Source organism: uncultured Marixanthomonas sp., assembly GCF_963974425.1.
Lineage (GTDB): Bacteria > Bacteroidota > Bacteroidia > Flavobacteriales > Flavobacteriaceae > Marixanthomonas.
Genome location: NZ_CAXBCK010000015.1, coordinates 15,248 through 38,940 on the forward strand (window position 1 = coordinate 15,248; position 23,693 = coordinate 38,940).

Consider the following 23,693-nt stretch of genomic DNA (forward strand, 5'->3'; position numbering starts at 1 on the left):
CTATTAAAACCCTTTTAACATGACTGAATTCGAACAAATAAATAAAGGTTATAACAGCGTTTTTAAACCCAATAGGTTAAGCGTAGGTATAGTGGTTCCCATTGAACATTACGCAATGGGACCCGTACCCACAATGAAAGATCATATAGAACGGGTACAGCTTGTAGAAAAATTGGGTTTTAAATCACTTTGGGTTCGGGATGTACCATTTAACGTGCCTTCTTTTGGTGATGCAGGACAAACGTTCGATCCATTCACCTATTTAGGATATCTTGCTGGACAAACCAATGAAATTGCTTTGGGTATTGCAAGTGTTGCACTGCCATTGCACCATCCGGTTCACGTGGCAAAATCTGCAGCAACTATTGACCAATTATCCTACGGAAGATTAATTATGGGAGTGGCATCTGGCGACAGACCAGATGAATATCCCGCTATGGGCATTGATTTTGAATCTCGTGGGGAACGTTTTCGTGAAAGTTTTAATTACATAAGAAAAGCGCAGAAAAGTTTTCCAAGTTTGGAAACAACTCATTTCGGAAATTTAAAAGGCCATCTTGACGTTCTACCAAAACCCATAGAACATAAAATACCGTTGTTAATGACTGGAAGTAGCCGTCAAACTTTAGAGTGGAATGTAGAATATACAGATGGTTGGATGTCCTATCCGAAAGATTTGTATAACCAAATGTTAACCATAAAACAATGGCGAGAATTAATTGCTAAAAATCAGAAATTTGATAAACCTTTTATGCAGCCTTTGTATGTGATTCTTGAAAAAGACGATAATTTTAAACCAGAACCCATACAATTAGGCTTCAGGATTGGCGCTAATTATTTGATTGACTATTTGCAAAAAGCAGAAGAGATTGGAGTTAATCACGTGGCATTAAATCTTCGTTTCAACTCAAGGGATATGCAAGAAACATTGGAGCAACTTGCTAAAAAAGTATTACCTCATTTTCATACTAATAAAGAAGAAAAATTGATATTATGAGCAAAACAATTTTAATTACAGGAAGCACCGACGGCATCGGAAAATTAACCGCTATTAAATTGGCTAAAGATGGTCATTCCTTATATCTACACGGAAGAAATGTAGATAAACTCGAAGCCACCATCGCTGAAATTAAAGAAATATCAAATAATGAAAACATACATGGATTTGTTGCCGATTTTTCAGATTTGAAAGCCGTTCAAAAAATGGCAGAAGAAATCAGTAGTCAAATTTCAAAAATTGATGTTTTGATCAATAATGCAGGGATTTACGGCAGCTCGCAATCTCAAAACATGGAAGGGTTGGATTTAAGAATGGTAGTAAACTATTTGGCACCCTATAAATTAACAAACGAGATTCTTCCGGTATTAAAAAATGGAACAGCTACACGCATTATCAATTTAAGTTCTGCCGCGCAATCTACCGTTTCAAAGGCTGTTTTAATGGGAGAACAACAAGTCATGGAGCAACAAACCTATGCCCAAAGTAAATTAGCTTTACTTATGTGGAGTTTTTACCTTGCGGAAGAAGAACCTGATTTACAAGTAATTTCCGTAAATCCAGGATCGTTATTAAATACCAAAATGGTAAAAGAAACTTTTGGCCATCATAATTCTGAAGCAGATAAAGGAGCAAACATATTGTATGATTTGGCTGTTTCAGATGAATATAATGGCGTGACAGGAAAGTATTTTGACAATGACAGAGGTTATTTTGGGAATGCTCATCAAGATGCGTACGACCAATACAAAATAGATGCATTAATAAGTACCACCAGTGATATTTTAAACAAATAAAAACAAGAAAATGAAAAACAATATATTAGTTGCATTAGCTATACTGTCTGGACTTTATATGCAAGCGCAAACACCTAAAACAGATCCGGAAAAATCCATAAACGAGGTAGTTACAACTTCAGATGTTGAGTGGGGCTATTTAAACCCGTTACGAGGCGATAAAAGTCCGGCAGCTGGAAAGCTCTGGGGTGATCGCACGGAAACAGCTGCTTCAGGATTTTTAGTGAAGTTTAAAAAGGGTTTTTCCTCACCTCCGCATATTCACAATGTTACCTATCGTGGCGTGGTAATAGAAGGTTTGTTATTTAATGATGATGAAAAAGCTGAAGAAATGTGGTTGCCAGCAGGATCATTCTGGCAACAACCAGCTGGAGAAGCACATATTACTGCAGCTTCAGGAGAGGAAAATTTAGCTTACATTGAAATACAAGAAGGTCCTTATTTAGTAAAACCAACCGATGAAGCCTTTGATAATGGTGAACGTCCTGTAAATGTTGACACATCAAACTTGGTGTGGTTAAATGCTTCAGATATTAAATGGGTTTTACAAGACGGCAACTCAAATGACGAAAAAGAACCGAAAATTGCTTTTTTATGGGGAAGTCATAAAAAAGGTGAATTAAATGGTTCGCTTATAAAATTACCTAAAGGTTTTAAAGGTGAAATCAAAAATCAAAGTCCTAACTTTAGAGCCGTTATTATTCAAGGAACTATTGGACACCAAGTCTCTGGAGTAGACAATAAATCGACCTTGGATGCTGGAACCTATTTTGGAGCTGCTGAAAATTCAGTTCATACACTTACTTCAGAAGAAAAAGAAAGTATTATTTATATTCGGTCAAACGGAAAATTTGAAGTTATTACTTATTAAGAATAAACAATAAATTTATACATAAAGTTGAAAAGATAATGAAAGCAATAGGATTTAAAGAATCATTACCCATAGAAGAGACAAACAGTTTTATTGAATTTGAAACCGAAACTCCCACACCAAAAGGCTATGATCTATTAGTGAAAGTGCAGGCAAATTCAGTAAACCCGGTAGATTTTAAGGTACGCCAAAATGCTGCAAAAGATGAGACGCTAGACGAGCCCAAGATTATCGGTTGGGATGCAGTGGGTATTGTAACTTCAGTTGGAGATAAAGTATCAAAATTTAAAGTTGGAGATGAAGTTTTCTACGCAGGCGATATCACACGAAGCGGAAGTAATGCAGAATATCAATTAATAGATGAGCGTATTGTAGGCCATAAACCTAAAAACCTAAGCATTGCCGAAGCTGTAGCGATCCCATTAACGGGCTTAACTGCTTATGAAGCGCTTTTTGACCGCATTAGAGTTGATCCAGAAAAAGATAAAGGAAAATCTGTGTTAATTTTAGCAGGTGCTGGCGGTGTTGGTTCTATTGCTATTCAGTTAGCAAAAAAATTAGGAAACCTCACTGTTATAGCAACCGCTTCACGTGAAGATACAGTGGAATGGTGTAAAGATATGGGAGCAGATTTTGTAATTAATCATCATAAGGACATTAAAGAAGAACTGAAAAAAATTGGTCATAGTGAGGTAGATTACGTTTTAGATTTTGTTGACCTGCAAGGGTATTGGGAAACAATGACAGAAATTGTAAAACCGCAAGGACATATTGTTTCCATTACAGGAAGCAATGAATCTTTAGATTTAAATTTGCTAAAAAATAAAAGCATCACCTTTTCTTGGGAGTTTATGTTTACACGCTCTATGCACCAAACAGATGATATGCAGAGACAGCACGATATTCTTAATCATCTTTCAGAGTTATTGGATGATGGTACTTTAAAAAGCACCATGACTACTCAACTTGATGGTTTTACAGTAGAAAACCTTAAAGAAGCACATCGCATTCAAGAATCTGGTAAAAGTATTGGAAAGAATGTGATTCTATTTTAATAAGAAGTATCTTTTAAAAAACGCCCATTAATAAAATACTTATTAATGGGTGTTTTTTAAGGTTTAGCTAACAGAATAAGTAATCTGTAAATATTTTTAAAAAATAGAATTTCAAATTTCTATTTAAAAAAATCAAATTCATTCGTTTTAATTACATACCCTAACCTTATCATGCTTTGTGACTTTTGATAATCGAGCAAGCCTTCTGCTTGACCTAAATACCACTCTAACATTATATATTGATTAGAACGATTATTTTTAAAAGGGTTATAATAAATTCGTGAACGAATAGTTCCTTTCCCATCAAAATTTAACCCTTTTCTAAGCATTAAATTAAAATAAAGTTTGTTTTGCTTTACTTCGTGTTCTATATTTATTTCTGCAAGACCTGTATACTCTAAAATATCAGAGTTATCATTTCTATAGCCAAAAGGCAACCACATTTCAAAATTTGCTGTAGTTCGATGAAGAATGTTCGTAGTATAACTTGCAGTTATCCTATTCCAACTTCTAGAATAAATACTATCACGACCATTAGAATTGTGCTCTATAGCCACTCCTGCTATTCCTTTAAAAACATCATCTTTATTAAATATAGGTTTACCTATAGCTATGGATGGATTGAAATTAACATCCCTAAAAGGAAAAGACTCTTCATAGATATCCCAAAAAGCTTGCTGGGTATAGGTTAAAAACAAATAAGTATCCCAAGGGAGTTTATCTCTTGTTATGATTTGTTTAAAACTTACTTGATATTTTGCATCTGCTGAACTACTATTAATAGCAGTATTTGTTGGAACTCCTGTTAAAAAGAAATTATCTTTATGAATAGTGAAATAGGGTAATTGCTGTACTGAGTCTTTAAATTTTTCTCTTTTTATCGATTGAGCTTGACAAATCGAGCCTATTACAAAAGTAACTGCTAATAGATACCGGCTAATTTTTTTATTCATTTTTTACTTAAAATTGATGCTTTATAGAGTGTATTTTAAGAAACTTTTCTTTTTGTATCGTGGTCTGTACTTTTAAATTGATTTATTATTCTTCTATTATAGGGATTTCTAATTGATTGGTTCTATAGCGATATAGCGCTTCTTTTTGTTTATAATTAGCAAAAGCATTTGCCAACTCCGCCTCTGCTTCCTCTTTAGATTGTTGTGCATTCAGCAAATCGGTTAAATTATTTAACCCGCTATCGTAATTATCTTTTTGAGTTTTTAAATTTTCGGTGCCATAAAGTACTTTATCTTTTGCATATTGAATCTGCTTATACGCATTAAGAAGGTCGTACCAGCTTTTCATAATACCAACTGTCAATTGATCTTTTCCGTCTTTTAATTTATTTTCTGCTATTTCAACCTCAATTTTGCTTTGTCGTATTTGCTTTTTTTCTCCACCCCACCAAGCAGAAATAGGTATAGTAACTGTTCCAAAGGCAATAGGCTGTACATCTATTCCAAAATCATTATTAAAAGAATCGAACTTTGAAGCATTTAATCCCACTGCAAATTGAGGTAATAAGTCGGCTTTTTCATTCTTCACTTGTAATTGTGCTGCTTGTACCTGTTTTTCTAACAAGCGATACATATTATTGCTTTGTAAGCCGAGTTTGGGATTTTCATACTTTAATTCTGGCGAGGCAATTTCAGTTTTTACACTTTTTGTAGCCACCATACTAGTATCGTATGAAATTCCTGCGTACAAAGCTAAATCTAACAAAGCAATCTTTCTTTGATTAGAGAGTTCATTCTCCCTTAACAGGAGGCCACTTTTCTCCACTTTAACCTGCAGCAATTGATTTTTTGCAATAAGTCCGGCGTCCAAAAGATCTTCTTGTTGTTTAAGAAGGTTATTGAGATAAACTTTACTAGCTTGGATAGCTTTTTGCTGTTCCTGAATATTAATAAGCTGCCAGAACTTTGTTTCAGCAGTAAGAATAACAGAATCAATAGATTCTTCCATACCTATCTCTCGACTGTCTAATTGTACTTGAGCTAATTGATTGGCCAACCTAATTTTTCCACCAGCATAAATTGCTTGCGTAGCAGTAGCACCAATGCTATAAATATTATCAATTCCGTTTGGTAATACTTCTGGGATAGGTGGAACAAGGTCATCAAAACCGTATAGCGCAAATCCAGTAGCCTCTACTTCAGGAAAATATTGAGAAAAGGCTTCTTGTCTAGCTACTTCAGCTTTTTCAGCACGAAGCTTTCCATTTTTAATATTGTGACTATATTCTAGGGCCGATTTTTTTACATTCTCGAGATTAAGCTCCTTATTTTGTGCGTTAGTCGTCACCAATGTTAAAAGGAATACCAAGAAAACGCTTATTTTTTTATAGAATGAATGGTTTATAACGTCCATTTTTTATGAGTTTATTGTTTTTAATTCGTCATCATTGTTTTCATCCTTAGCTTCTTCTTCATTTCTAAAGAATAACCAGTAAAGTACAGGCAACACAAAGAGTGTTAAAACCATAGAAACTAAAAGACCAAAAGCGATTACAGTACCCAACGGTCCCCATAAGCTAGACCTACTAATAATCATAGGGGTAACTCCTACTGCGGCAGCAGATGAGGTAAGGAAAATAGGCCTCATTCTACGTTGCGCAGATAGAATTGCAGCTTGAAGAACATTTTTGCCATGGTGAAGGCGTAATTCGTCTGCAAAATCAATGAGGATAATTCCGTTTCTTACTACAATACCACAAAGTGCTAATATTCCTAAGAAAGAAGTAAACCCGAAAGGATATTGCATAAGTAATAAACCTAATGCAGCTCCTAGAATACTTAACGGCATAGTAATAAAACTTAAAGCTGCGTGTTTGAAGGATTTAAAATGCCAAATAAGAATTAGGATAATAAGTAGTACACTTATCAATAACGAGATTCCCATGGGCAGCAAGTTTTCTTCAGACATTTCATGTTCTCCCCCATAGTTTATTCTAATATGACTAGGAATATCTAATTCTTCTATTTTAGGCGTCATTTTGCCTTGAACAACGTTAGCTACAGCTCCCTTTTCAATATCAACTCTAATGGTTAAACAGCGCATCCCATTACGTCTTACAATTTGTTCTTGCTCCCAAGTTGGGGTTATATTTGCTACTTGTTTTAATGGAATTACATTACCTGTGTTAGGTGCAATCACTGAAAGTTGCCGTAAATCTGAAATTGTCTGCGCCGCATGATTTTCTGCTTTTATTTTAATATTAATGGCATAATCATCCTCATAAATTTGAGTCGCTTGTAAGCCCTCCATATTCATAGCAATGGTATAACCTATATCTTCCTTGGTTAGACCTGCTTGAGCGGCTTGCTCTTCTTTAATATCAATACTTACCGAACTGTATAATTCTCCAAAATTGCTTCTACTCCAGATGGTTTGGGGAGTTTGTCTAGCCACATCAATAATTTGATCTCCATACTTTTTTAATTCTGAAATATCATTTCCGTAAAGCCTTACCTCAATTGGGGCAGGTTTTCCTACCATGTTAAGTTGTTTCATCCTTAAATAGGCGTTTGGAAACATTTCAGAATACTTATCGTCGTATTCTCTTAATACTTCTTCCGTAGCATCATTTGAAGCTGTTGTCACTAATATTTGAGCATAATTTTTCGCTGGAAGATTGGGAGCATACACCATATGAAATCGAGGAGAACTTTCTCCAATAAAACTGGTGTAGTCTAAGATTCTCTCATCTTTTGATAAAATCTCTTCGAATTCTTCTACAATAGCTGCCGTTTCTTGTAAATTGCTTCCTTTGCTGAGATTGACCTCTACTGCAAATTGATCTCTTTCTACAATTGGAAATAACTCTTGACTTACATTCGAAAAGAGAAACATTCCTAATACAACAGAGAGCACTCCCATGAAAACAGTTATTTTATAATGTTTCATAGCTTTTTCTACACTCTTATTGAAAAAATCTTGAAGCCTATCTAACACAGATTTTTTCTTTTTAGCTTCATCTTCATCCTTTTCTGAATGCAATCCTTTTTTAATAAAAACGGTATTAAGAAAAGGCACCAGTAAAATGGATATTGCTAAAGACAGAAATAAGGCTATAGAAATTGTAAAAGGAAACGTACTTAAGAAGTCTTTTGCCGTTCCACTCATAAAAAACATAAGCGGGAAAAACGTAGCAGAAATGGCAAGTGTAGCCGTAAAAACAGATGGGAATAATTCTACAGCACTATGATAAGCTGCTTCAAATCTAGATTCACCTTCATCCAGTTTTTCTACATAATTGTCTATTACAACAATAGGATCATCTACTACAATACCAAGTACGACAATTAAAGCGGCTAATGTTACGGTGTTAAGTTCCATCCCGAAAAGATACATAAGCGCAAGCGTAGCAGAAATAGTAATAGGAATTGTCGCTGCAGCTAAAGAAGCTATCCGAAAAGGAAGTAATAGCATACATACCAGAATAACTCCTAAAAGCGCATAGCCAAATTCTTTCATAAAATGGCCTATAGAATGATCTACCACTACAGGCTGGTCTGCAATAGTTTTAACTTCAATATCTTCTGGTAAGTCTTGTTTTAGCTGAGCTAAATGCTCTTTAATCTCCTCTCCAAATTGTACAATATTATTCCCTTTAGCCATCTCTAAAGTGATAATCATTGCCTTTGTACCTCCTGTTTGTATGTAAGAGTCTGGGTCTTCATATTCCCTCTTTATGTTTGCAATATCACTTAACCTAATTACATTTCCATTTTCATCAGACCTAATAATGTGTTGTGCTACATCAGTAACATTATTTAAAAACGCATCAAGTTGTATAGGGCGGTCAAAGTTTTTATTTTCTAAAGTCCCTCCTGGTAATATCGTTCCTCGGGTTTGTAGACTTTGCATTAGCATTCCCGGACTTATACCGTACTGAGCCAACTTATTTTGATCTACCGAAATAGCTATTTGTTCCGTAAGTCCACCTGAATAGGTGATTTTTGCCATATCTTCAATCTGGCGCAGGTTGTCAATAATATCTTCTACATGAAATTGGAGATCTTTATAAGGTCTAGTTTTAGACTGAACCGACAAAATCATGGCAGCGGTATTACCAAAATCACTATTTACGGCTATACCTCGTACTCCTTTAGGTAAGGATTGCTGCTGAAATACAAATAAATTATTTTTTAGTTTGTTCCAAAACTGTTGGGTTTCGTCTTTTCCAATTCTGTCTGAAACTTCTAAATACACGTAACTCATTCCGTTTTTTGAATAGGAATAGGTTTTAGTTTTATCCACTTCATTAAACGTAAATAAGTATTCTTCAAGTTTAGAAGTCAATTGTGTTTCAACCTCTTCTGAACTTGCTCCTGGAAATGATCCAATGACAAGCCCAGTTCGGGTTGTAAAATTGGGGAACTCATTTCGGGACATATTAAATAGCCCGATAAGTCCGATAATAAATAAGGTGAAAGCTAATGCTAGGGGAAAAGCTTTATGCTTCATCCCCCATTCTATAAGGTTTCCTTTCTTTTTCATAAATTACTTGCTTAGAACTTTTACAGGAGTGTTATTGGTAAGTTTGTGATATCCAGATGTAATAATGACATCACCCTTTTGCAAACCTTTTTCTATGGCAATACCGTCATTGTAAAGTGTACCGATTTCAACGAATTTACGTTGTGCTGTATTTTTCTCAGTATCTACTACATAAACAAAGTTTTGTCCTTCATCGGTTATAGAAACCACTTGTACAGGAAGTACAATCGATTGCAAGTTATTTTCAGTTTCGGTTTTATTTGTTGATTTATTAAAGCTAGTTTGACAAGCCATTCCCGGTTTTAATATTTTATCTGGGTTTGGTATAGTGATTTTAGCTTTATACACAGGGTTTTGCCTTCCAGACTGAACAGCTATTTCGGTAAGTACACCTGTAAATTTTTTGTCTAAGGCACTTACAGTAACCGTAGCACTATCCCCTACTTTATAGGTATTCACTTCTTTATCTGATAAGGAAATAATAGCTTGTACTTGATCCATATCAAGTAATTCTACTACAGGCTTTCCCGGACTTGCTACATCCCCAGTTTCCATCATCTTATTACCAATATATCCTGAAAATGGTGCTCTTAACTTTGTTTTCTTTACATTTTGATATGCTGCATTTGCGGCAGATTGAGCCTGTTTAAAATTAGAACGAGCTTCAATCATTCTAATCTCGGCAATACTGCCTTTTTTATACACCTCATTAATACGAGTATAATTTTCTTCTGCTAAGTCAGCTTGTGCCTGTTGTGCCTCATATTGTTCTACATAAGTAGTAGGATCTATATTTGCAATGAGACTCCCTTTTTCAACATAGTCTCCAATATTTACATGAATTTTATTGACATCTCCAGATACTTGAAAACTCAGTTGGGCATCCATTTCGGCTTGTATCGTTCCAGGATAGCTTTCTGAAGTAATGCTAGATTCATTATTGGTGTTTCCTATAGTTAAAGTTTCTACTCCAACAGGTGTTATTTCTTTAGAGGTTTCTTTGTCATTGCACGAGAGCAATAGAAATCCTAGCATTACAGAATACAAAAAAGGTTTACGTAGCATTTAATTAGCATTTAAAGTTTTTCTAATATTATTTTTTACCTCATTGGAAAAAAATTTACTCGCAAAAATGCCTTAATATTCACCAATAGGAAAGGTCTATAAGAGGGAGTAATTGGTCAATATGAGGGATTTTATAGATTGATGTGAAAAGTTACAAAAATTACAATATTATAAATATCAAGAGTTTATAATTTCACAACAAAATAACATTTGGTCTAAGTCTGTAATTGTAACTTAAGATTTCTAAATTGAGATGGAGAAAAACCAGAATGTTTTTTAAAATATTTTCCGAAGAAAGATTGATCGCTAAATTGTAAATCGTCCGAGATTTGTGCTATGGAAAGAGATGGATTACCTAGCAATATTTTAGCTTCTAAAATTACAGTATCTACAATTAACTCTCCAGCCGTCTTGCCAGATACTTCTTTTAAAACCTTAGATAAATGGCCCGAGGTTATTGATAAAATTTCGGCATAAAACTGTACAGATTTCTCTGCTTTAAAGTTATCATTGAGAAGTTTTAAAAAACGAAGTGCTAATTCTTCATTTCTAGATACAGATAATTCTAGGTTGGGATTATTTTTTTTAAAGACAGAAGAACAATGAAAAACCAACCCACCAAAAGTGTGTTTAATTAATTCCCCCTTAAAAGGTATGTCAGATTCCTTCGGATTATTATACTGCTTTAAAAGTTTTGATAATGATACTGTTGTTTTACTTTCAGTTGGTGATAATTTGAGCTTAACTACATTTTCTCTTGTAAAAAACTCAATTTTATCGAATTCTATCTTCGTAAAAGAGTTTTTTAGAATAAAATCTACGCTAAAACAAATTCCGATAATTTCTAAATTCTTACTGATTTTAAGCAATTGTACAGCTACCTTTGGCTTAACTGGAATAATTTCGCCGCTTTTAATTGTGATTTCACGTAAATTTAATTGAATTTTAATTTCTCCTTTAACAACAAATATCAACGAATAATCATCTGTCCTAAAAGGATATGTAATAGGAATTTCTTCGTATTTATTTTTTGAAATATGTACGTGTAAATCGTCATTTTGGGGGTTGTCCCCCATAATCTCAATTAGCTCATTTATAGTATGCTTTCTAATTAAATTTTCTTGCAAAATGGTTTTATGAAGATTTGGATTACAAATATAATATTTATCAAGTTCCTTTTAGACTATTATCTGTTGTGTAATTTTCTAATAAACACTGAATTATTTATACGATAATAGAACCTGAGCAACTTTTTTTAAATCATCTTCACTAATCTCTGTCTGTGGAGCCAATGGGAATATTTGTTGTCCTGGTCTGCTTATAAATGCTGCTCGCCAGCCAGCCCACAACGCACCAGCCACATCCCAACCATGGGCAGCTATAAGTATGCACTCCTCTGGCTTTACTCCCATTTTTCGTGCAGCCCAAGTATATGTATCTGTAAAAGGTTTAAATTTCCCAATGTCTTCTACGCTTAAGCGTTCATCAAAATACTCCGTTAAACCCGCGCTTTCAAATTGCTTTTTCACCCCTTCGTTTGAAGAATTTGTAAAAGATACCAGTTTATAACCGTCTTTTTTTAATTGAGCTAAAGCTTCTTTTACTTCGGGGTGTGCTGGCAAACCACGTAAGGAATTTAAAACAGTTTTACGTGCTTCTTCCTCTGACAATTTAATATTATTATTAGCTGCTACCATTTGTAAAGCTGCAGCTCCAATATTTCCAAAATGTTCATATTGACCGCTTGCTGTGGTAACTAAAGAATATTGAAGCATGGTAGTAAACCATAAAGAAAGTAAATCATCTCTACCGTTTAGAGCTTCACTCACTACTTGTTTCATATCGGTAAGATCTAGCAAAGTTTCATTAACATCAAAGAATAAAACTTTTGGTCTTACATTGTCGCTATTTTCCATATTATTTGTTGTTTGTCCTAGTCCTATATTAGGCATCAAAACTCCTGTTGCACCTAATAACCCCAGGTTTTTTATAAATTTCCTTCTGTCTTTCATAATCCACTTATTCAGTAATTAATTCTGAAAGTACTTCTTTAAACACGTCTACAGGTTGCGCTCCGGTTACTGCACTTTTTCGGTTAAATACAATTGTTGGCACCGAATTAACTCCCATGTTCTTCCAATAGCCTTGCTTGTTTCTTATATCATAGCGTACTTCTTCATTATCTAGCCTTGCAAGTGCTTCATCTGCATTTAAACCCACGTCCAATAAAGCTTTTTTTAAAATTTCTTTATCTGAAACATCTTTTCGTTCACTAAAGAAAGCGGCAGTTAATCGCATTTTAAGTTCGGTTTGCTTTCCGAAGTCTTTTGCATAATCTAATAAAATATGAGCATTAAAAGTATTTACCATTCGCATATCATCAAAATAATCAAACTTAAAACCAAGCTCTTCTCCTACTTCGGTCATATGCTGTTGGGACTCTTTTTGTTGTTCAAGAGTAGATCCATATTTTTCAGTAATATGTTCTTTTACATTTTGGCCTTCAACGGGCATATTCGGGTTTAACTCAAATGGTTGCCATTCTATTTCTATTTGATCTTGAACACCAAGTTCTGCAATTGCTTTTTCCAAACGCTTGTATCCAATAGTACACCAAGGACACACTACATCTGAAACGATATCTATTTTTAATTTATCAGCCATAATTTTATTTTTTAATTGAATTTTATATTTATTTCTACAAAACTAATCTAGTTATTTACTAATTAGATTAGTGCTGAGGAAAATATTTTCCTTTTGTTCATCTTCTGTGATTTTATCTATTGATACCATATTTAAAACCATAGAATTCACAACTCTGCTTTTACTTAAATCTTTATTTATAATTAATGCTTTATGATACATACCTAATGTAGAAACATTAGATTTTGGACTACTATTATTAATTATAACAATAGAATAATTATCCTTATTTACTGAATTTATTTTTGATGTAAAAGGCTTTAATAAATCATCGTCCTTTTTAAAAACAGGTGGAAATTTATTAGAATAGTCTTCGAGTGTTTTATAAGCTTTATTAGCGTAAGCGTGGTAATCTGCTACATGCAACTCACTTTTAATTTCACTAGGTTCATAACCTAACATAAGTATAGATTCATCTGCAGCATTGTCTACATGAAAAGGTGTGTTTACTTGTTGGTCAAAGCGTACAAGCCAATGGTAGCTTAGTTTTTTGTTGAATGCAGAAACACTAAGTTTTGATAATTCTTTTTTTAGATCTATCATAATAGACCTAAATCGATAAGGTGTAATTTCTTTTTTGTTAAAAACTAGATGCACAAAACCTGGAGCTTCAGTAGTAGTTCTAAAAACGGATTTAAAGTTCTTTTCTGCTATATGTTTTATAGTTTCTTCTTTAATTTTCATTACAACACCTTTCTAGTCTTTTTTAAAAAGTAATCAATTCGCTAATTTGAAGCACTCCTTGCACATTACTATAATTTTTAACATCTGCAGCAAAGGTTTCTCCATGGGGTCCAAAGGACTCTTGAAACGAGGTTATGCTATCAAATTTTAAATGTGCGATTGCTACGTAAGGTGCAGGTTCTCCAGGAACCCTACTAGCCACACCTAAATCTAATTCTAAACCTTTTAAGGCATCACCTAGAGCATTTACGATCATTGGTAAGTGGTTTGCTTTGTAATATTCTGCATCAAACTGCACATCTTTACCGTTCGGATACATTACGGATACTTTTATCATATTTTTATTTAAAATATTTATTCTGTTAAAACAACATTTTCAGAAAAACTCTGGTAAGCCTGTTCTACCTCTTTTGCCATCTCGTCGGGGAATAAATGAAAATCTCCAGATTTAAGTGCGGTCACAATTCCCTCTGAAACAGTTTCTGGAGAAGAGGGATTATCAAAACCTGCTTCGGCTGCCATTTCAGTATCTATAGGACCTGGATGCACACTTAATATATTTACTCCTTTATCTTTTAAGTCTGCTCTTAAACCTTGCGTTAAAGAATAAGAAGCTGCCTTTGAAGCAGAATAGATGGAAAGATGAGGGAAGTTTTTTAAAGAAGCTACAGAATTCATTTGAACCATTGCTCCTTTATTTTTCTCTAGTGATTTAGCAAAAGCATTTGCCATTCGTAAAAAACCGAATACATTAACGTCTAATTGTTTTTGAAGCTCTTTTTCTACTTCTTCACCAATGGTTGCCTGTGGGTTACCAATACCAGCATTATTAACAACAATCTCTACATCTGTTGTTTGTTGTGCTAACTCTTCTATAGATTTTGCATTAGATAGATCTGCTTTTACCGTTGAAACTTTGTTTCCATATTTCTCTTCTAATTCTTTCGTAGAGTCTAAATCACGAACAGCTAAGTATACCTTTTTAGCACCGTGTTTTAGAAATGATTCTACAATCGATTTACCAATTCCTCTGTTTGCGCCAGTTACTAATGCTACTTTATTTTCTACAGCCATACTCATAATTCTATTTTTTAGATTCTTAATTTTTTAATTTATAAACCTTCCGACTAAACGGAAGGTTTATAACAACTAACCTATCTTAAGTTTTAGAATAAAAACGAAGATTTATTTACTCCACTCATATTTTTTAAATCCTTCATCAACTGGTGTATTAGCAATATGGTTTACATAATTACTAATAGTTTTTTGAGATAAGCCTAAGATAATTTCAAGTACTTGTCTCTCGCCATAACCAGCTTCGTAAAAAGCATCTAAATCTTCTTGAGTTACATTACCACGATTACGAACAATTTTTAATGTCATAGTTCGCAATGCTTCTAATTTAGGATCTTCTAATTTAGTTTCATTACGTAACGCCTCTGTGATAGCATCGTCTACTTTCATCATTTTAGCGATACCTGTGTGTGCTGGCACACAATAGTGACATTCATGCTCTACATTTATAGATTGCCATACTACAGTTAACTCTTCATTATTAAAAGAGGAATCTACAAATAACTCATGTAATTTTTGGTAAGCATCAAGGATGCCAGGCGCTCCGGCTAAAACACCGTGTAAGCCAGGTATCATACCATATGCTTTTTTAGATTTCTCTAATAATTCCTTGCTCTCTTTTGGAGCAGATTCTAGATTCTGAATTTTTAAACTTGTCATAATTTTAAACTTTAATTCTTATTAATAAATATCTAAACAACCGTTTAGATTAGGGTTAAAAAATTTTTAAATGTTTTTAAATGTCATTTCAATATAGTCTTCTATTTCTTTTTGGTTATTAACTCGAGATGCCGCTGCCAGACCGTGTTTGGCTAATAATAAAAAGTTTGCTTGTTTTAATACTGTTTCTGCATCTTTAGTTGAATCAGTTTTCAGTTTTTCAATAAATACTTTTTTAAGATTATCCATAAACACGTTCATCTGATTTTTTATCAATATATCATCGCTTTCAGAAAACTCATTATAGGTATTGGTTACTAAACAACCTTTTTTGTTTCCTACTTGATGACCAATATTTACCGAATCATAGAAAAACTGTTTTATATCTTTAACACCATTTGATGCATTTTTGAGCTTTTCGAATATCTTTTTAATTTTAGAATTGTAACACTTCAAACTTTCAAGAAAGAGACCGTGTTTACTCCCAAAACTTGAATATATGGAGAACTTATTGATACCCATTTCTTGCTCCAGCATTTTCATTGACGTATTTTCATAACCATTTTGCCAAAACAAATGCATTGCTTTATCAATAACCTCTTCTTCTATATATTCTTTTTTTCGTGCCATTATTTTTAGTACACCACAAAACTAAACAACCGGTTAGGTTTAAAAAAATTTTTAAGAAAGTTTTATAATAAATGTAGAAAAGCAGTATTTAAAATTTAGTTTATCTGGAATCTTAATTAAGTAATAGGGGGTTAAACTATAGGAAGAAATTAAAGCAATGTTAGTTAGAGCTACTTAAAGTTTTAAAAACGTTTTAACTAAACATAAAAAAGGCAATTACAAATAAATGTAATTGCCTAATTATTTTGTAGCGAGATGGGGACTTGAACCCCAGACCTCCGGGTTATGAAAATTCAAAATCGTCCTTCAAAACACGTCAAAAAACCTTAAAATCAATCAGTTACATAAAATTCTATTTTACATAATATCATTTGATATCAAGGAAAAGGGCCATTTGTTGTACCTATGTTGTACCTAAAATTTAGTATCTTAATTGTCTAAATTTTTGATTATGGCATCTATTCAAACTGTACTTAGGAACAAACCAAATGCAAGATTATTGTATCCCATCGCTATCAGAATTACAAAAGATAGAAAATCCTCCTACATTTTCACAGGTCAATACATCGATAAATTACAGTGGAACGAGGAAAAGGGTCTGGTAAGAAAATCACATCCAGACGCAATGTATATAAATCAGCTAATTTTCTCAAAATTAAGCGAGGCTAACAAGCGTCTTTTAAATGCCGAATCTGAGCGGGAGTATCAATCTGTTTCAGCAATTAAAACCAATATTGTCAAAAAACAACGCTTCGATTTTTTCAGTGCGGTTAAGATTCAGCTAAGAAGATTGGAGGAACGGGGTCAATTTCACCAAAAAGATGTCGTTAAAAGAAGAATGGAAAAATTCAAGGCATTTGCGAAAACAGAAAAATTGCACTTTAACGAAATTACGGTGGACTTATTAAAACGGTTTGAGGCATATCTTAAAAATGAAAGAGGACTGGCCCATCGCACTACAGTGAATTATATGATTGCAATTAGAACGATATATAATATTGCAATTGGTGAAAAGTGGGCAGAGCGGAATCATTATCCGTTTGGAAGAGGAGGATATACCATTAAGTTCTTGGAATCCGAAAAAATTGGATTGACTGTTGAGGAGGTAAAGTTATTGGAAAATGCTGAAGGATTGACACCATCACAGCAACACGCGCTTAATATCTGGTTAATTAGTTTCTATTTTGCTGGTATAAGAATAGGAGATGTGATGCAGCTTAAGTGGTCTGACTTTATTGACAACCGACTGCGCTATCGAATGGGTAAAAACCAGAAATTAGTCTCGTTAAAAATCCCAGAGAAGGCGAAACCACTCCTTAATATATACAAACAAAAAGCTCAAGATGATTTTGTTTTTGAAGAATTGAGAATGGTTGACCCAAAAGATGCAAAAACTTTGCGAACGAGAATTAAAACCGTCACACGAACTTGTAATAGACATCTTAAAAAAATCGCTGCTCATCTTGATATTGAAAAGAATTTGAGTATGCATATAGCCCGACATAGTTTTGGTAACATATCAGGAAGTAAAATACCTATTCAAATGTTACAGAAGTTATACAGGCACTCGTCAGTCACTACTACCATTATGTATCAATCTAATTTTATGCAGGATGATGTGGATGACGCGTTGGATAGGGTTGTGGATTTCTAGAGCAAGGAATCAATCTTTGATTTTTTTAATCTTACATATGAAGGCAGTTTAAATGTATTTAATATAATTATATAATACTTTAGTAAACTTTCGAGAAAAAGGGTAATTTTTACTACCTTTCTCGAAAATTTACTAAAATTGACTTTATCTGATTTCATAAATAATCAATTATCCTTTGAAAACTACTCATTCACTTTTGATGAAATAGCTGATGCTTACTCAGGTAAGTCTGAAGATTCGGTACAAAATGATTTAAAGTATGCCACCAAAAATGGAAATATCATTCCCCTAAGGCATCACTTCTATTTAATTATTCCACCCCGATATTCAAGGCTTGGTAAGTTACCATTAGAGCTATATGTAAATAGCTTGTTCAAGTACTTAGACCGTAATTATTATGTGGGCTTATATTCAGCAGCAAAATTTTATGGTGCTGGGCATCAACAAATTCAAAAGGAGTATGTCTTACACAATAAAGCACCTTTATTATCCATCCTTAAGAGTGCCATTCATATTGATTTCTTTACCGTTTCTAACTGGCCAAGAAAAAATATAATATCAAGAAAGGGAGATGCTGGAATGTTCAATATATCCAGTCCTTGCTTAACAGCTGTGGACTTAATTTATCATCAGACCAAAATAGGTGGGTTAAATAGAATGCTTTCAGTTATAGAAGAACTGACAGAAGAAATAAAGTTGGAAGACGCTCAAGATTTGTTGTCATGGTACTCTCAAAAAAGTGTTTTGCAGCGTTTAGGATTTTTATTGGATGAAATCAATCCCAAATCTGAAATTGCGAATCTTATACATGAACATCTAAAATATAAAAAATTCTATCCAGTTTTATTGAGTCCAAGGTCAAATGAAAAGGCAGGTGCGGTTGAGAATAGATGGAAAATAGATGTAAACGTAAAAATGGAAAGTGATTTATGATTCCAAGACCAGACATAGCAAAATGGCAAATGCACGCCCCTTGGAAAGAATTTTCACAGGTAGAACAAGATTTGGTAATCAGTCGTACCCTTATAAATATATTTTCCGATGAATTCTTAAATGAAAACCTTGCATTTAGAGGAGGTACTGCCCTGCATAAGCTGTATTTGAATCCAGCACCAAGATACTCAGAGGATATTGACTTAGTACAAATAAAACCAGGTCCTATAAAACCAATAATGCAACGTCTCAATGAATTAATCACATTTTTTGAGGAACCAAGAAAAACACAAGTTAAAGGACACGGAGCAAAAGCACTATATCGTTTCACTTCTGAATATGAAGAGATTAGATTGCGCTTAAAATTAGAAATCAATTGTAAAGAGCATTTTAACGTATTGCCTTGGGTAGAATTTCCTTTTGAAGTAAAAAGCGATTGGTTTACAGGAAGTGCAAAAATTAGAACCTATAACATTAATGAGTTATTAGGCACAAAATTACGAGCATTATACCAACGCAGTAAAGGACGGGATTTGTTTGATTTGGATTATTCCAGATTGCATATGGAATTGGACATAGACCAGATAATTAAATGCTTTAAAGAATACACAACATTCTCAACAGGAAATAAACCACCAAGTCAAAAAGAGTTTCTACTAAATATTGAAGAAAAAGAACAAGACCCAAATTTCACAGGAGATATGGAGGCATTGTTGAGAACGGGAATAGCATATAATCAAGAAAAAGCTTTTGAGTGGCTTAAAAGCAAATTGATAAACAAGATATAAATGGCAATAAAAAAATCAGAATTATATAGTTCACTTTGGAAAAGCTGTGATGAATTAAGAGGCGGTATGGACGCTTCCCAATATAAAGATTACATTCTTCCACTTCTATTTATAAAATACGTTTCAGATAAATATGCAAATGATGAAGATGCATTAATTACCATTCCTGAAAGTGCAAGTTTTGACGACTTGGTTAAAATGAAAGGTAAAGATGGGATTGGCGATTATATCAATAAAAAAGTATTAGCACCTATTGATAGAGAGAATGGCTTTAATATGCTGTCTAAAATGGCAGATTTCAATGATGAAGATAAATTAGGGAAAGGAAAAGAACTCATTGAAAAACTAAGCAAGCTCATTGCTATTTTTGAAAACCCTGCGCTTAACTTCAGTAATAATCGAGCAGAAGATGACGACCTCTTAGGGGATGCATACGAATACCTGATGCAACACTTTGCAAAGGAATCAGGAAAAAGCAAAGGACAGTTTTACACGCCTGCTGAAGTGTCCCGAATAATGGCTAAAATTATAGGTGTTGATACTGCTACTTCGCAGTCACAAACCGTGTATGACCCAGCGTGTGGCTCGGCATCGTTACTTTTAAAAGTGAATGATGAAGCACCTCACGGACTAACCATTTATGGTCAAGAAAAGGACAATGCCACGGTAGCTTTGGCAAAAATGAATATGGTGCTGCATAACAACCCAGAAGCAGTTCAAGATATTGTACAAGGCAACACATTGGCAGATCCAATACATAAAGATGGAGAGCAGTTAAAACGCTTCGATTTCTGTGTGGCAAATCCGCCATTTTCGGTTAAATCTTGGAGCAATGGCTTTCTTCCAGAGAGCGATATCTACAAACGCTTTGATGGTTTTGGTATCCCACCAAATAAAAATGGAGACTATGCTTTTCTATTGCATATCATCCGCTCTTTAAAGACGAAAGGAAAAGGAGCAGTTATTTTGCCTCACGGTGTTTTGTTCCGTGGAAATGCAGAAGCAACCATTAGAACCAATATTGTAAAGCGTGGTTTAATAAAAGGCATCATTGGCCTGCCTGCCAACTTGTTTTTTGGCACAGGTATTCCTGCCTGTATTATTGTAATTGACAAAGCAAATGCTGGAACTCGTAAAGGCCTATTTATGATTGATGGCAGCAAAGGTTATATCAAAGATGGAAACAAAAACCGATTACGAGAGCAGGACTTGCATAAAATTGTAGATGTATTCAACAATCAAATGGAGGTTGCTAAATTTTCAAGAATGGTATCGTACGAAGAAATTGAAGCAAACGAATATAATCTTAACATTCCAAGATATATCGATAGCCAAGACGAAGAGGACATTCAAGATATCCAAGCCCACTTATTGGGCGACATTCCTAATAGAGATATTGAAGCCTTGCACAATTATTGGAACGTTTATCCAAACTTAAAAGAGCATTTGTTCCATCCTGCAAAAAGAGAACATTACAGTAGTTTGGTTGTACCTAAAGCAAATATTAAAGAAACTATTTTTAATCACGCTGAATTTATAGCATATAGAGAAACTTTAAATAAAGTTTATAACGATTGGGAAAGCGAAACCAAACCGAAACTTTGGAATATTGAGGAAACTACCAAACCAAAGGAACTCATTTTTGAAATCTCTGAAAGTCTTTTGAAGCATTATAAAAACAAGGCATTAATCAATCCGTATGATATTTACCAGCATTTAATGGATTACTGGAATGACATTTTAAAAGACGATAGTTTTTTAATAAAAGAAGATGGTTGGGTTGCCACTCTAACACCATTAAAGGATAAAAAAGGAAAGATTAAAAAAGGAGAATTTGAAAGTGAATTAATCCCTTTTGATTTAGTTATAAGCCGCTTTTTCAATAAAGAACAAACCGAAGTAAAAACCATTGAAGCTTATTTAGATACGTTGTCTGCCGAAATGACTGAACTCAAAGAGGAACACTCAGCCGATGAAGGTTTATTAAATGAAATAATTAATGAAAAAGGCAACATTACAAAAGGAGACATTTCTAAAAGATTGAAAGAAATAAAAGGCGATGATGAATATGCTGAAGAGTATTATATTATCCACAGCTACGAGAAGCTAATGACTTTAGAAGCTGCTAATAAAAAATCTTTGAAGGAAGAAGAATCAAAGCTAAAGCAACAAGTATATACCAAATACCCGCAACTAACCGAACGAGAAATCAAAACCCTGATTGTAGAAGATAAATGGTTGGCTGTTATAAAAAATAGTATCGATAGTGAGATAGACCGAATCAGCCAACGCTTAACCAGCCGAATTACCGAGTTGGCAAACCGTTACGAATACCCATTACCACAAGTAGATCAACAAGTAAAAGAATTACAAACCAAGGTTACAGAGCATTTACAAAAAATGGGAATGGTATGGAAATAATGGATTCTTGGAAACAAATTAATCTTGGAAAATCTGCAACACTTAAAGCAAGAATAGGTTGGCAGGGTTTAACGACTGCTGAATATTTAAGTTCTGGAGATTACTATCTTGTTACTGGTACAGATTTTTTAAATGGATTTATTGATTGGGATAATTGTGTTCACGTTGAAAAAGAGCGTTACGACCAAGACAAATACATCCAATTACAAGTAGATGATATTCTTGTAACTAAAGACGGTACAATAGGAAAAGTTGCTATTGTGGACAAGATTGTAAAACCAACTACTTTAAACAGTGGTGTTTTTGTTATCAGACCTTTAGGAAAGAGTTTTTACCCAAAGTACCTTTACTATATTTTGAGGTCAGGACATTTTGCCGACTTCCTATCGAAACTTACAGCAGGTTCTACAATCAACCATTTATATCAAAAAGATTTTGTTCATTACACCTTTCCTGCACCACCTACTTTAGAAGAGCAAAGATTAATTGCTAATACTTTAAGTGACACAGATATTTTAATCCAAAATCTAAAAACACTCATTGCAAAAAAGAAAGCCGTTATGCAAGGTGCAACACAAGAGTTGTTAACTGGCAGAAAACGGTTAAAAGGATTTACAGGTAAGTGGGAAACTAAAACAATTGGTGACATTGGCAAAGTTAAAATGTGTAAGAGGATATTTTCTTACCAAACAACAGATGAAGGTGACGTTCCCTTTTATAAAATTGGAACTTTTGGAAAAGAAGCAAATTCATTTATTTCCAAACGTTTATTCAATGAATTCAAAAATAAATATTCCTATCCAAAAGTTGGTGACATACTAATATCTGCTTCTGGAACTATTGGTAGAACTGTGGTATATGATGGAGAAACTGCTTATTATCAAGATTCAAATATAGTTTGGATTGCAAATGATGAGAGTTTAGTAACAAATAGCTTTCTCTATTATATATATAACTCAATGAAGTTCAACACAGAGGGAAGCACTATAAAAAGACTGTATAATAATTTATTGTTAAGTATTTCATTTTTTTGCCCAAGTCTTCAAGAACAAAAAGCCATAACCCAAATATTAAGTGATATGGATTCAGAGATTGAAGCTTTAGAAACTCAACTACAAAAAACGCAAAACCTAAAGCAAGGGATGATGCAAGAGTTATTGACTGGTAAAATTAGGTTAGTTAAACCTGTTAATCAAGCAACAAAGAAAAGCACACCCATAAAATTAAAAGCAAAGTCAGAAAGCGAGATACCATCAATTGCTGCCGAACCAGAGGCGGATTATAAAATTGAAAAACCGCACAATGAACATATTACCGATGCAGTATTAATTGGGACAATGGCAGATACATTTGGAAGTAATGAGTTCCCGTTAACCCGCTTTATGTACACTAAAGTTTCTTATTTATTGAAACGATTTAAGGAAGAAGAAGATAATGGGTATTTGAAAAAAGCTGCTGGCCCTTACAAACCCAAGACAAGATATGGAGGAGCTGAAAAAATTGCATTACAGAATAGATATGTAAAAAAACATATTTCTAACTATAAAGGAAAGAAATACGAAAATTTTGTTGCAGGCGACAATTGCACGCAAGCAATTGAATACTTCAAAAAATGGTACGGAGAAAATGCATTACAATGGATTCAACAGTTCAAATACACAAAACGAAATCAATTAGAGCTTTGGGCAACGGTTGATATGGCGATGCAAGATTTATTGAAGGATAACAAAGTAGTGAATTTTCAAAGCGTAAAACAATTAATTAATGACGATAAAGAATGGAGACCAAAACTTAAGAGGCCAACCTTTTCAGATGAAAATATAAAAAGTGCAATTATTAAAGTGAACCAGTTGTTTGGTTAA

21 protein-coding genes are annotated in these 23,693 nt (G+C 33.8%); 9 read left to right on the forward strand and 12 right to left on the reverse strand.

Annotation, left to right across the window (positions count from 1 at the left end; all coding sequences use genetic code 11):
- Positions 1-19: 19 nt before the first annotated feature.
- Genes AACZ92_RS05835 through AACZ92_RS05850 form a run of 4 tightly spaced genes read left to right on the forward strand, consistent with a single transcriptional unit; the run spans position 20 to position 3,720 of the window.
- Positions 20-997 carry an LLM class oxidoreductase gene (locus AACZ92_RS05835; RefSeq protein ID WP_339698273.1) on the forward strand — a complete coding sequence of 326 codons (978 nt, stop codon included), beginning with the start codon at positions 20-22 and terminating at the stop codon, positions 995-997.
- Complete coding sequence (locus tag AACZ92_RS05840) at positions 994-1,794, forward strand: SDR family NAD(P)-dependent oxidoreductase (RefSeq protein WP_339698275.1); 801 nt, start codon at positions 994-996, stop codon at positions 1,792-1,794. Before AACZ92_RS05835 ends, AACZ92_RS05840 begins: the two co-directional genes overlap by 4 nt.
- A 10-nt stretch (positions 1,795-1,804) precedes the next feature.
- Complete coding sequence (locus tag AACZ92_RS05845; RefSeq protein WP_339698278.1) at positions 1,805-2,665, forward strand: DUF4437 domain-containing protein; 861 nt, start codon at positions 1,805-1,807, stop codon at positions 2,663-2,665.
- A 38-nt stretch (positions 2,666-2,703) separates the two neighbouring features.
- Positions 2,704-3,720 (forward strand): zinc-binding alcohol dehydrogenase family protein, encoded by a 1,017-nt coding sequence (locus AACZ92_RS05850; RefSeq protein WP_339698281.1) that lies wholly within the window; start codon positions 2,704-2,706, stop codon positions 3,718-3,720.
- 119 nt (positions 3,721-3,839) lie between these two features.
- Here AACZ92_RS05850 and AACZ92_RS05855 read toward each other — a convergent pair whose 3' ends face one another.
- The 12 genes from AACZ92_RS05855 to AACZ92_RS05910 all read right to left on the reverse strand — a co-directional run bounded on the left by AACZ92_RS05855 (position 3,840) and on the right by AACZ92_RS05910 (position 16,035).
- Positions 3,840-4,673, reverse strand: a complete 834-nt coding sequence (locus tag AACZ92_RS05855; RefSeq protein ID WP_339698284.1) for a phospholipase A — start codon at positions 4,671-4,673, stop codon at positions 3,840-3,842.
- Positions 4,674-4,758: 85 nt separating this feature from the next.
- Positions 4,759-6,087, reverse strand: a complete 1,329-nt coding sequence (locus AACZ92_RS05860; protein WP_339698287.1) for a TolC family protein — start codon at positions 6,085-6,087, stop codon at positions 4,759-4,761.
- Between the two features lie 3 nt (positions 6,088-6,090).
- Positions 6,091-9,219: an efflux RND transporter permease subunit gene (locus AACZ92_RS05865; RefSeq protein WP_339698290.1), complete on the reverse strand. Its 3,129-nt coding sequence runs from the start codon at positions 9,217-9,219 to the stop codon at positions 6,091-6,093.
- A gap of 3 nt (positions 9,220-9,222) precedes the next feature.
- Positions 9,223-10,284 (reverse strand): efflux RND transporter periplasmic adaptor subunit, encoded by a 1,062-nt coding sequence (locus AACZ92_RS05870; RefSeq protein ID WP_339698293.1) that lies wholly within the window; start codon positions 10,282-10,284, stop codon positions 9,223-9,225.
- Between the two features lie 215 nt (positions 10,285-10,499).
- The gene (locus tag AACZ92_RS05875) at positions 10,500-11,411 is read right to left on the reverse strand and encodes an AraC family transcriptional regulator (RefSeq protein WP_339698296.1); all 912 of its coding nucleotides are present in this window, start codon (positions 11,409-11,411) and stop codon (positions 10,500-10,502) included.
- Between the two features lie 93 nt (positions 11,412-11,504).
- A complete protein-coding gene (locus AACZ92_RS05880; RefSeq protein ID WP_339698299.1) occupies positions 11,505-12,296 on the reverse strand; it encodes a haloacid dehalogenase type II in 792 nt (263 codons plus the stop codon).
- A gap of 7 nt (positions 12,297-12,303) precedes the next feature.
- Positions 12,304-12,948: a DsbA family oxidoreductase gene (locus AACZ92_RS05885; RefSeq protein WP_339698302.1), complete on the reverse strand. Its 645-nt coding sequence runs from the start codon at positions 12,946-12,948 to the stop codon at positions 12,304-12,306.
- Positions 12,949-12,999: 51 nt separating this feature from the next.
- Positions 13,000-13,671, reverse strand: coding sequence for a hypothetical protein (locus AACZ92_RS05890; RefSeq protein ID WP_339698305.1), 672 nt, complete (start codon positions 13,669-13,671; stop codon positions 13,000-13,002).
- A 22-nt stretch (positions 13,672-13,693) separates the two neighbouring features.
- Positions 13,694-14,008 carry an EthD family reductase gene (locus AACZ92_RS05895; protein ID WP_339698308.1) on the reverse strand — a complete coding sequence of 105 codons (315 nt, stop codon included), beginning with the start codon at positions 14,006-14,008 and terminating at the stop codon, positions 13,694-13,696.
- A gap of 17 nt (positions 14,009-14,025) precedes the next feature.
- Positions 14,026-14,751 (reverse strand): SDR family oxidoreductase, encoded by a 726-nt coding sequence (locus AACZ92_RS05900; protein WP_339698311.1) that lies wholly within the window; start codon positions 14,749-14,751, stop codon positions 14,026-14,028.
- A gap of 105 nt (positions 14,752-14,856) precedes the next feature.
- Entirely contained in the window at positions 14,857-15,405 is a 549-nt protein-coding gene (locus AACZ92_RS05905) for a carboxymuconolactone decarboxylase family protein (RefSeq protein ID WP_339698313.1), read from the reverse strand.
- A 66-nt stretch (positions 15,406-15,471) separates the two neighbouring features.
- Positions 15,472-16,035, reverse strand: a complete 564-nt coding sequence (locus AACZ92_RS05910; RefSeq protein WP_339698316.1) for a TetR/AcrR family transcriptional regulator — start codon at positions 16,033-16,035, stop codon at positions 15,472-15,474.
- Positions 16,036-16,486: 451 nt separating this feature from the next.
- Between AACZ92_RS05910 and AACZ92_RS05915 the strand changes: the two genes are divergently transcribed.
- The 5 genes from AACZ92_RS05915 (at position 16,487) to AACZ92_RS05935 (ending at position 23,693) form a co-directional block, all read left to right on the forward strand.
- Positions 16,487-17,689 (forward strand): site-specific integrase, encoded by a 1,203-nt coding sequence (locus tag AACZ92_RS05915; RefSeq protein ID WP_339698319.1) that lies wholly within the window; start codon positions 16,487-16,489, stop codon positions 17,687-17,689.
- Between the two features lie 138 nt (positions 17,690-17,827).
- The gene (locus AACZ92_RS05920) at positions 17,828-18,622 is read left to right on the forward strand and encodes a type IV toxin-antitoxin system AbiEi family antitoxin (protein ID WP_339698322.1); all 795 of its coding nucleotides are present in this window, start codon (positions 17,828-17,830) and stop codon (positions 18,620-18,622) included.
- Complete coding sequence (locus tag AACZ92_RS05925; RefSeq protein WP_339698325.1) at positions 18,619-19,410, forward strand: nucleotidyl transferase AbiEii/AbiGii toxin family protein; 792 nt, start codon at positions 18,619-18,621, stop codon at positions 19,408-19,410. The genes AACZ92_RS05920 and AACZ92_RS05925 overlap by 4 nt, the downstream gene beginning before the upstream one ends.
- Positions 19,411-21,831, forward strand: coding sequence for a type I restriction-modification system subunit M (locus tag AACZ92_RS05930; protein ID WP_339698328.1), 2,421 nt, complete (start codon positions 19,411-19,413; stop codon positions 21,829-21,831).
- On the forward strand, positions 21,822-23,693 hold the full coding sequence (locus AACZ92_RS05935; protein WP_339698331.1) for a restriction endonuclease subunit S: 1,872 nt from the start codon (positions 21,822-21,824) through the stop codon (positions 23,691-23,693). The genes AACZ92_RS05930 and AACZ92_RS05935 overlap by 10 nt, the downstream gene beginning before the upstream one ends.

What these genes read in the sequence shown, in the direction of transcription:
- AACZ92_RS05905 (WP_339698313.1), bottom strand. Translation starts at nt 15,405, where the DNA reads ATGACAAGTTTAAAAATTCAGAATCTAGAATCTGCTCCAAAAGAGAGC.
- AACZ92_RS05855 (WP_339698284.1), bottom strand. Translation starts at nt 4,673, where the DNA reads ATGAATAAAAAAATTAGCCGGTATCTATTAGCAGTTACTTTTGTAATA.
- AACZ92_RS05925 (WP_339698325.1), top strand. Translation starts at nt 18,619, where the DNA reads ATGATTCCAAGACCAGACATAGCAAAATGGCAAATGCACGCCCCTTGG.
- AACZ92_RS05865 (WP_339698290.1), bottom strand. Translation starts at nt 9,219, where the DNA reads ATGAAAAAGAAAGGAAACCTTATAGAATGGGGGATGAAGCATAAAGCT.
- AACZ92_RS05845 (WP_339698278.1), top strand. Translation starts at nt 1,805, where the DNA reads ATGAAAAACAATATATTAGTTGCATTAGCTATACTGTCTGGACTTTAT.
- AACZ92_RS05835 (WP_339698273.1), top strand. Translation starts at nt 20, where the DNA reads ATGACTGAATTCGAACAAATAAATAAAGGTTATAACAGCGTTTTTAAA.
- AACZ92_RS05900 (WP_339698311.1), bottom strand. Translation starts at nt 14,751, where the DNA reads ATGAGTATGGCTGTAGAAAATAAAGTAGCATTAGTAACTGGCGCAAAC.
- AACZ92_RS05935 (WP_339698331.1), top strand. Translation starts at nt 21,822, where the DNA reads ATGGAAATAATGGATTCTTGGAAACAAATTAATCTTGGAAAATCTGCA.
- AACZ92_RS05910 (WP_339698316.1), bottom strand. Translation starts at nt 16,035, where the DNA reads ATGGCACGAAAAAAAGAATATATAGAAGAAGAGGTTATTGATAAAGCA.
- AACZ92_RS05915 (WP_339698319.1), top strand. Translation starts at nt 16,487, where the DNA reads ATGGCATCTATTCAAACTGTACTTAGGAACAAACCAAATGCAAGATTA.
- AACZ92_RS05870 (WP_339698293.1), bottom strand. Translation starts at nt 10,284, where the DNA reads ATGCTACGTAAACCTTTTTTGTATTCTGTAATGCTAGGATTTCTATTG.
- AACZ92_RS05880 (WP_339698299.1), bottom strand. Translation starts at nt 12,296, where the DNA reads ATGAAAGACAGAAGGAAATTTATAAAAAACCTGGGGTTATTAGGTGCA.
- AACZ92_RS05885 (WP_339698302.1), bottom strand. Translation starts at nt 12,948, where the DNA reads ATGGCTGATAAATTAAAAATAGATATCGTTTCAGATGTAGTGTGTCCT.
- AACZ92_RS05895 (WP_339698308.1), bottom strand. Translation starts at nt 14,008, where the DNA reads ATGATAAAAGTATCCGTAATGTATCCGAACGGTAAAGATGTGCAGTTT.
- AACZ92_RS05860 (WP_339698287.1), bottom strand. Translation starts at nt 6,087, where the DNA reads ATGGACGTTATAAACCATTCATTCTATAAAAAAATAAGCGTTTTCTTG.
- AACZ92_RS05930 (WP_339698328.1), top strand. Translation starts at nt 19,411, where the DNA reads ATGGCAATAAAAAAATCAGAATTATATAGTTCACTTTGGAAAAGCTGT.
- AACZ92_RS05850 (WP_339698281.1), top strand. Translation starts at nt 2,704, where the DNA reads ATGAAAGCAATAGGATTTAAAGAATCATTACCCATAGAAGAGACAAAC.
- AACZ92_RS05890 (WP_339698305.1), bottom strand. Translation starts at nt 13,671, where the DNA reads ATGAAAATTAAAGAAGAAACTATAAAACATATAGCAGAAAAGAACTTT.
- AACZ92_RS05840 (WP_339698275.1), top strand. Translation starts at nt 994, where the DNA reads ATGAGCAAAACAATTTTAATTACAGGAAGCACCGACGGCATCGGAAAA.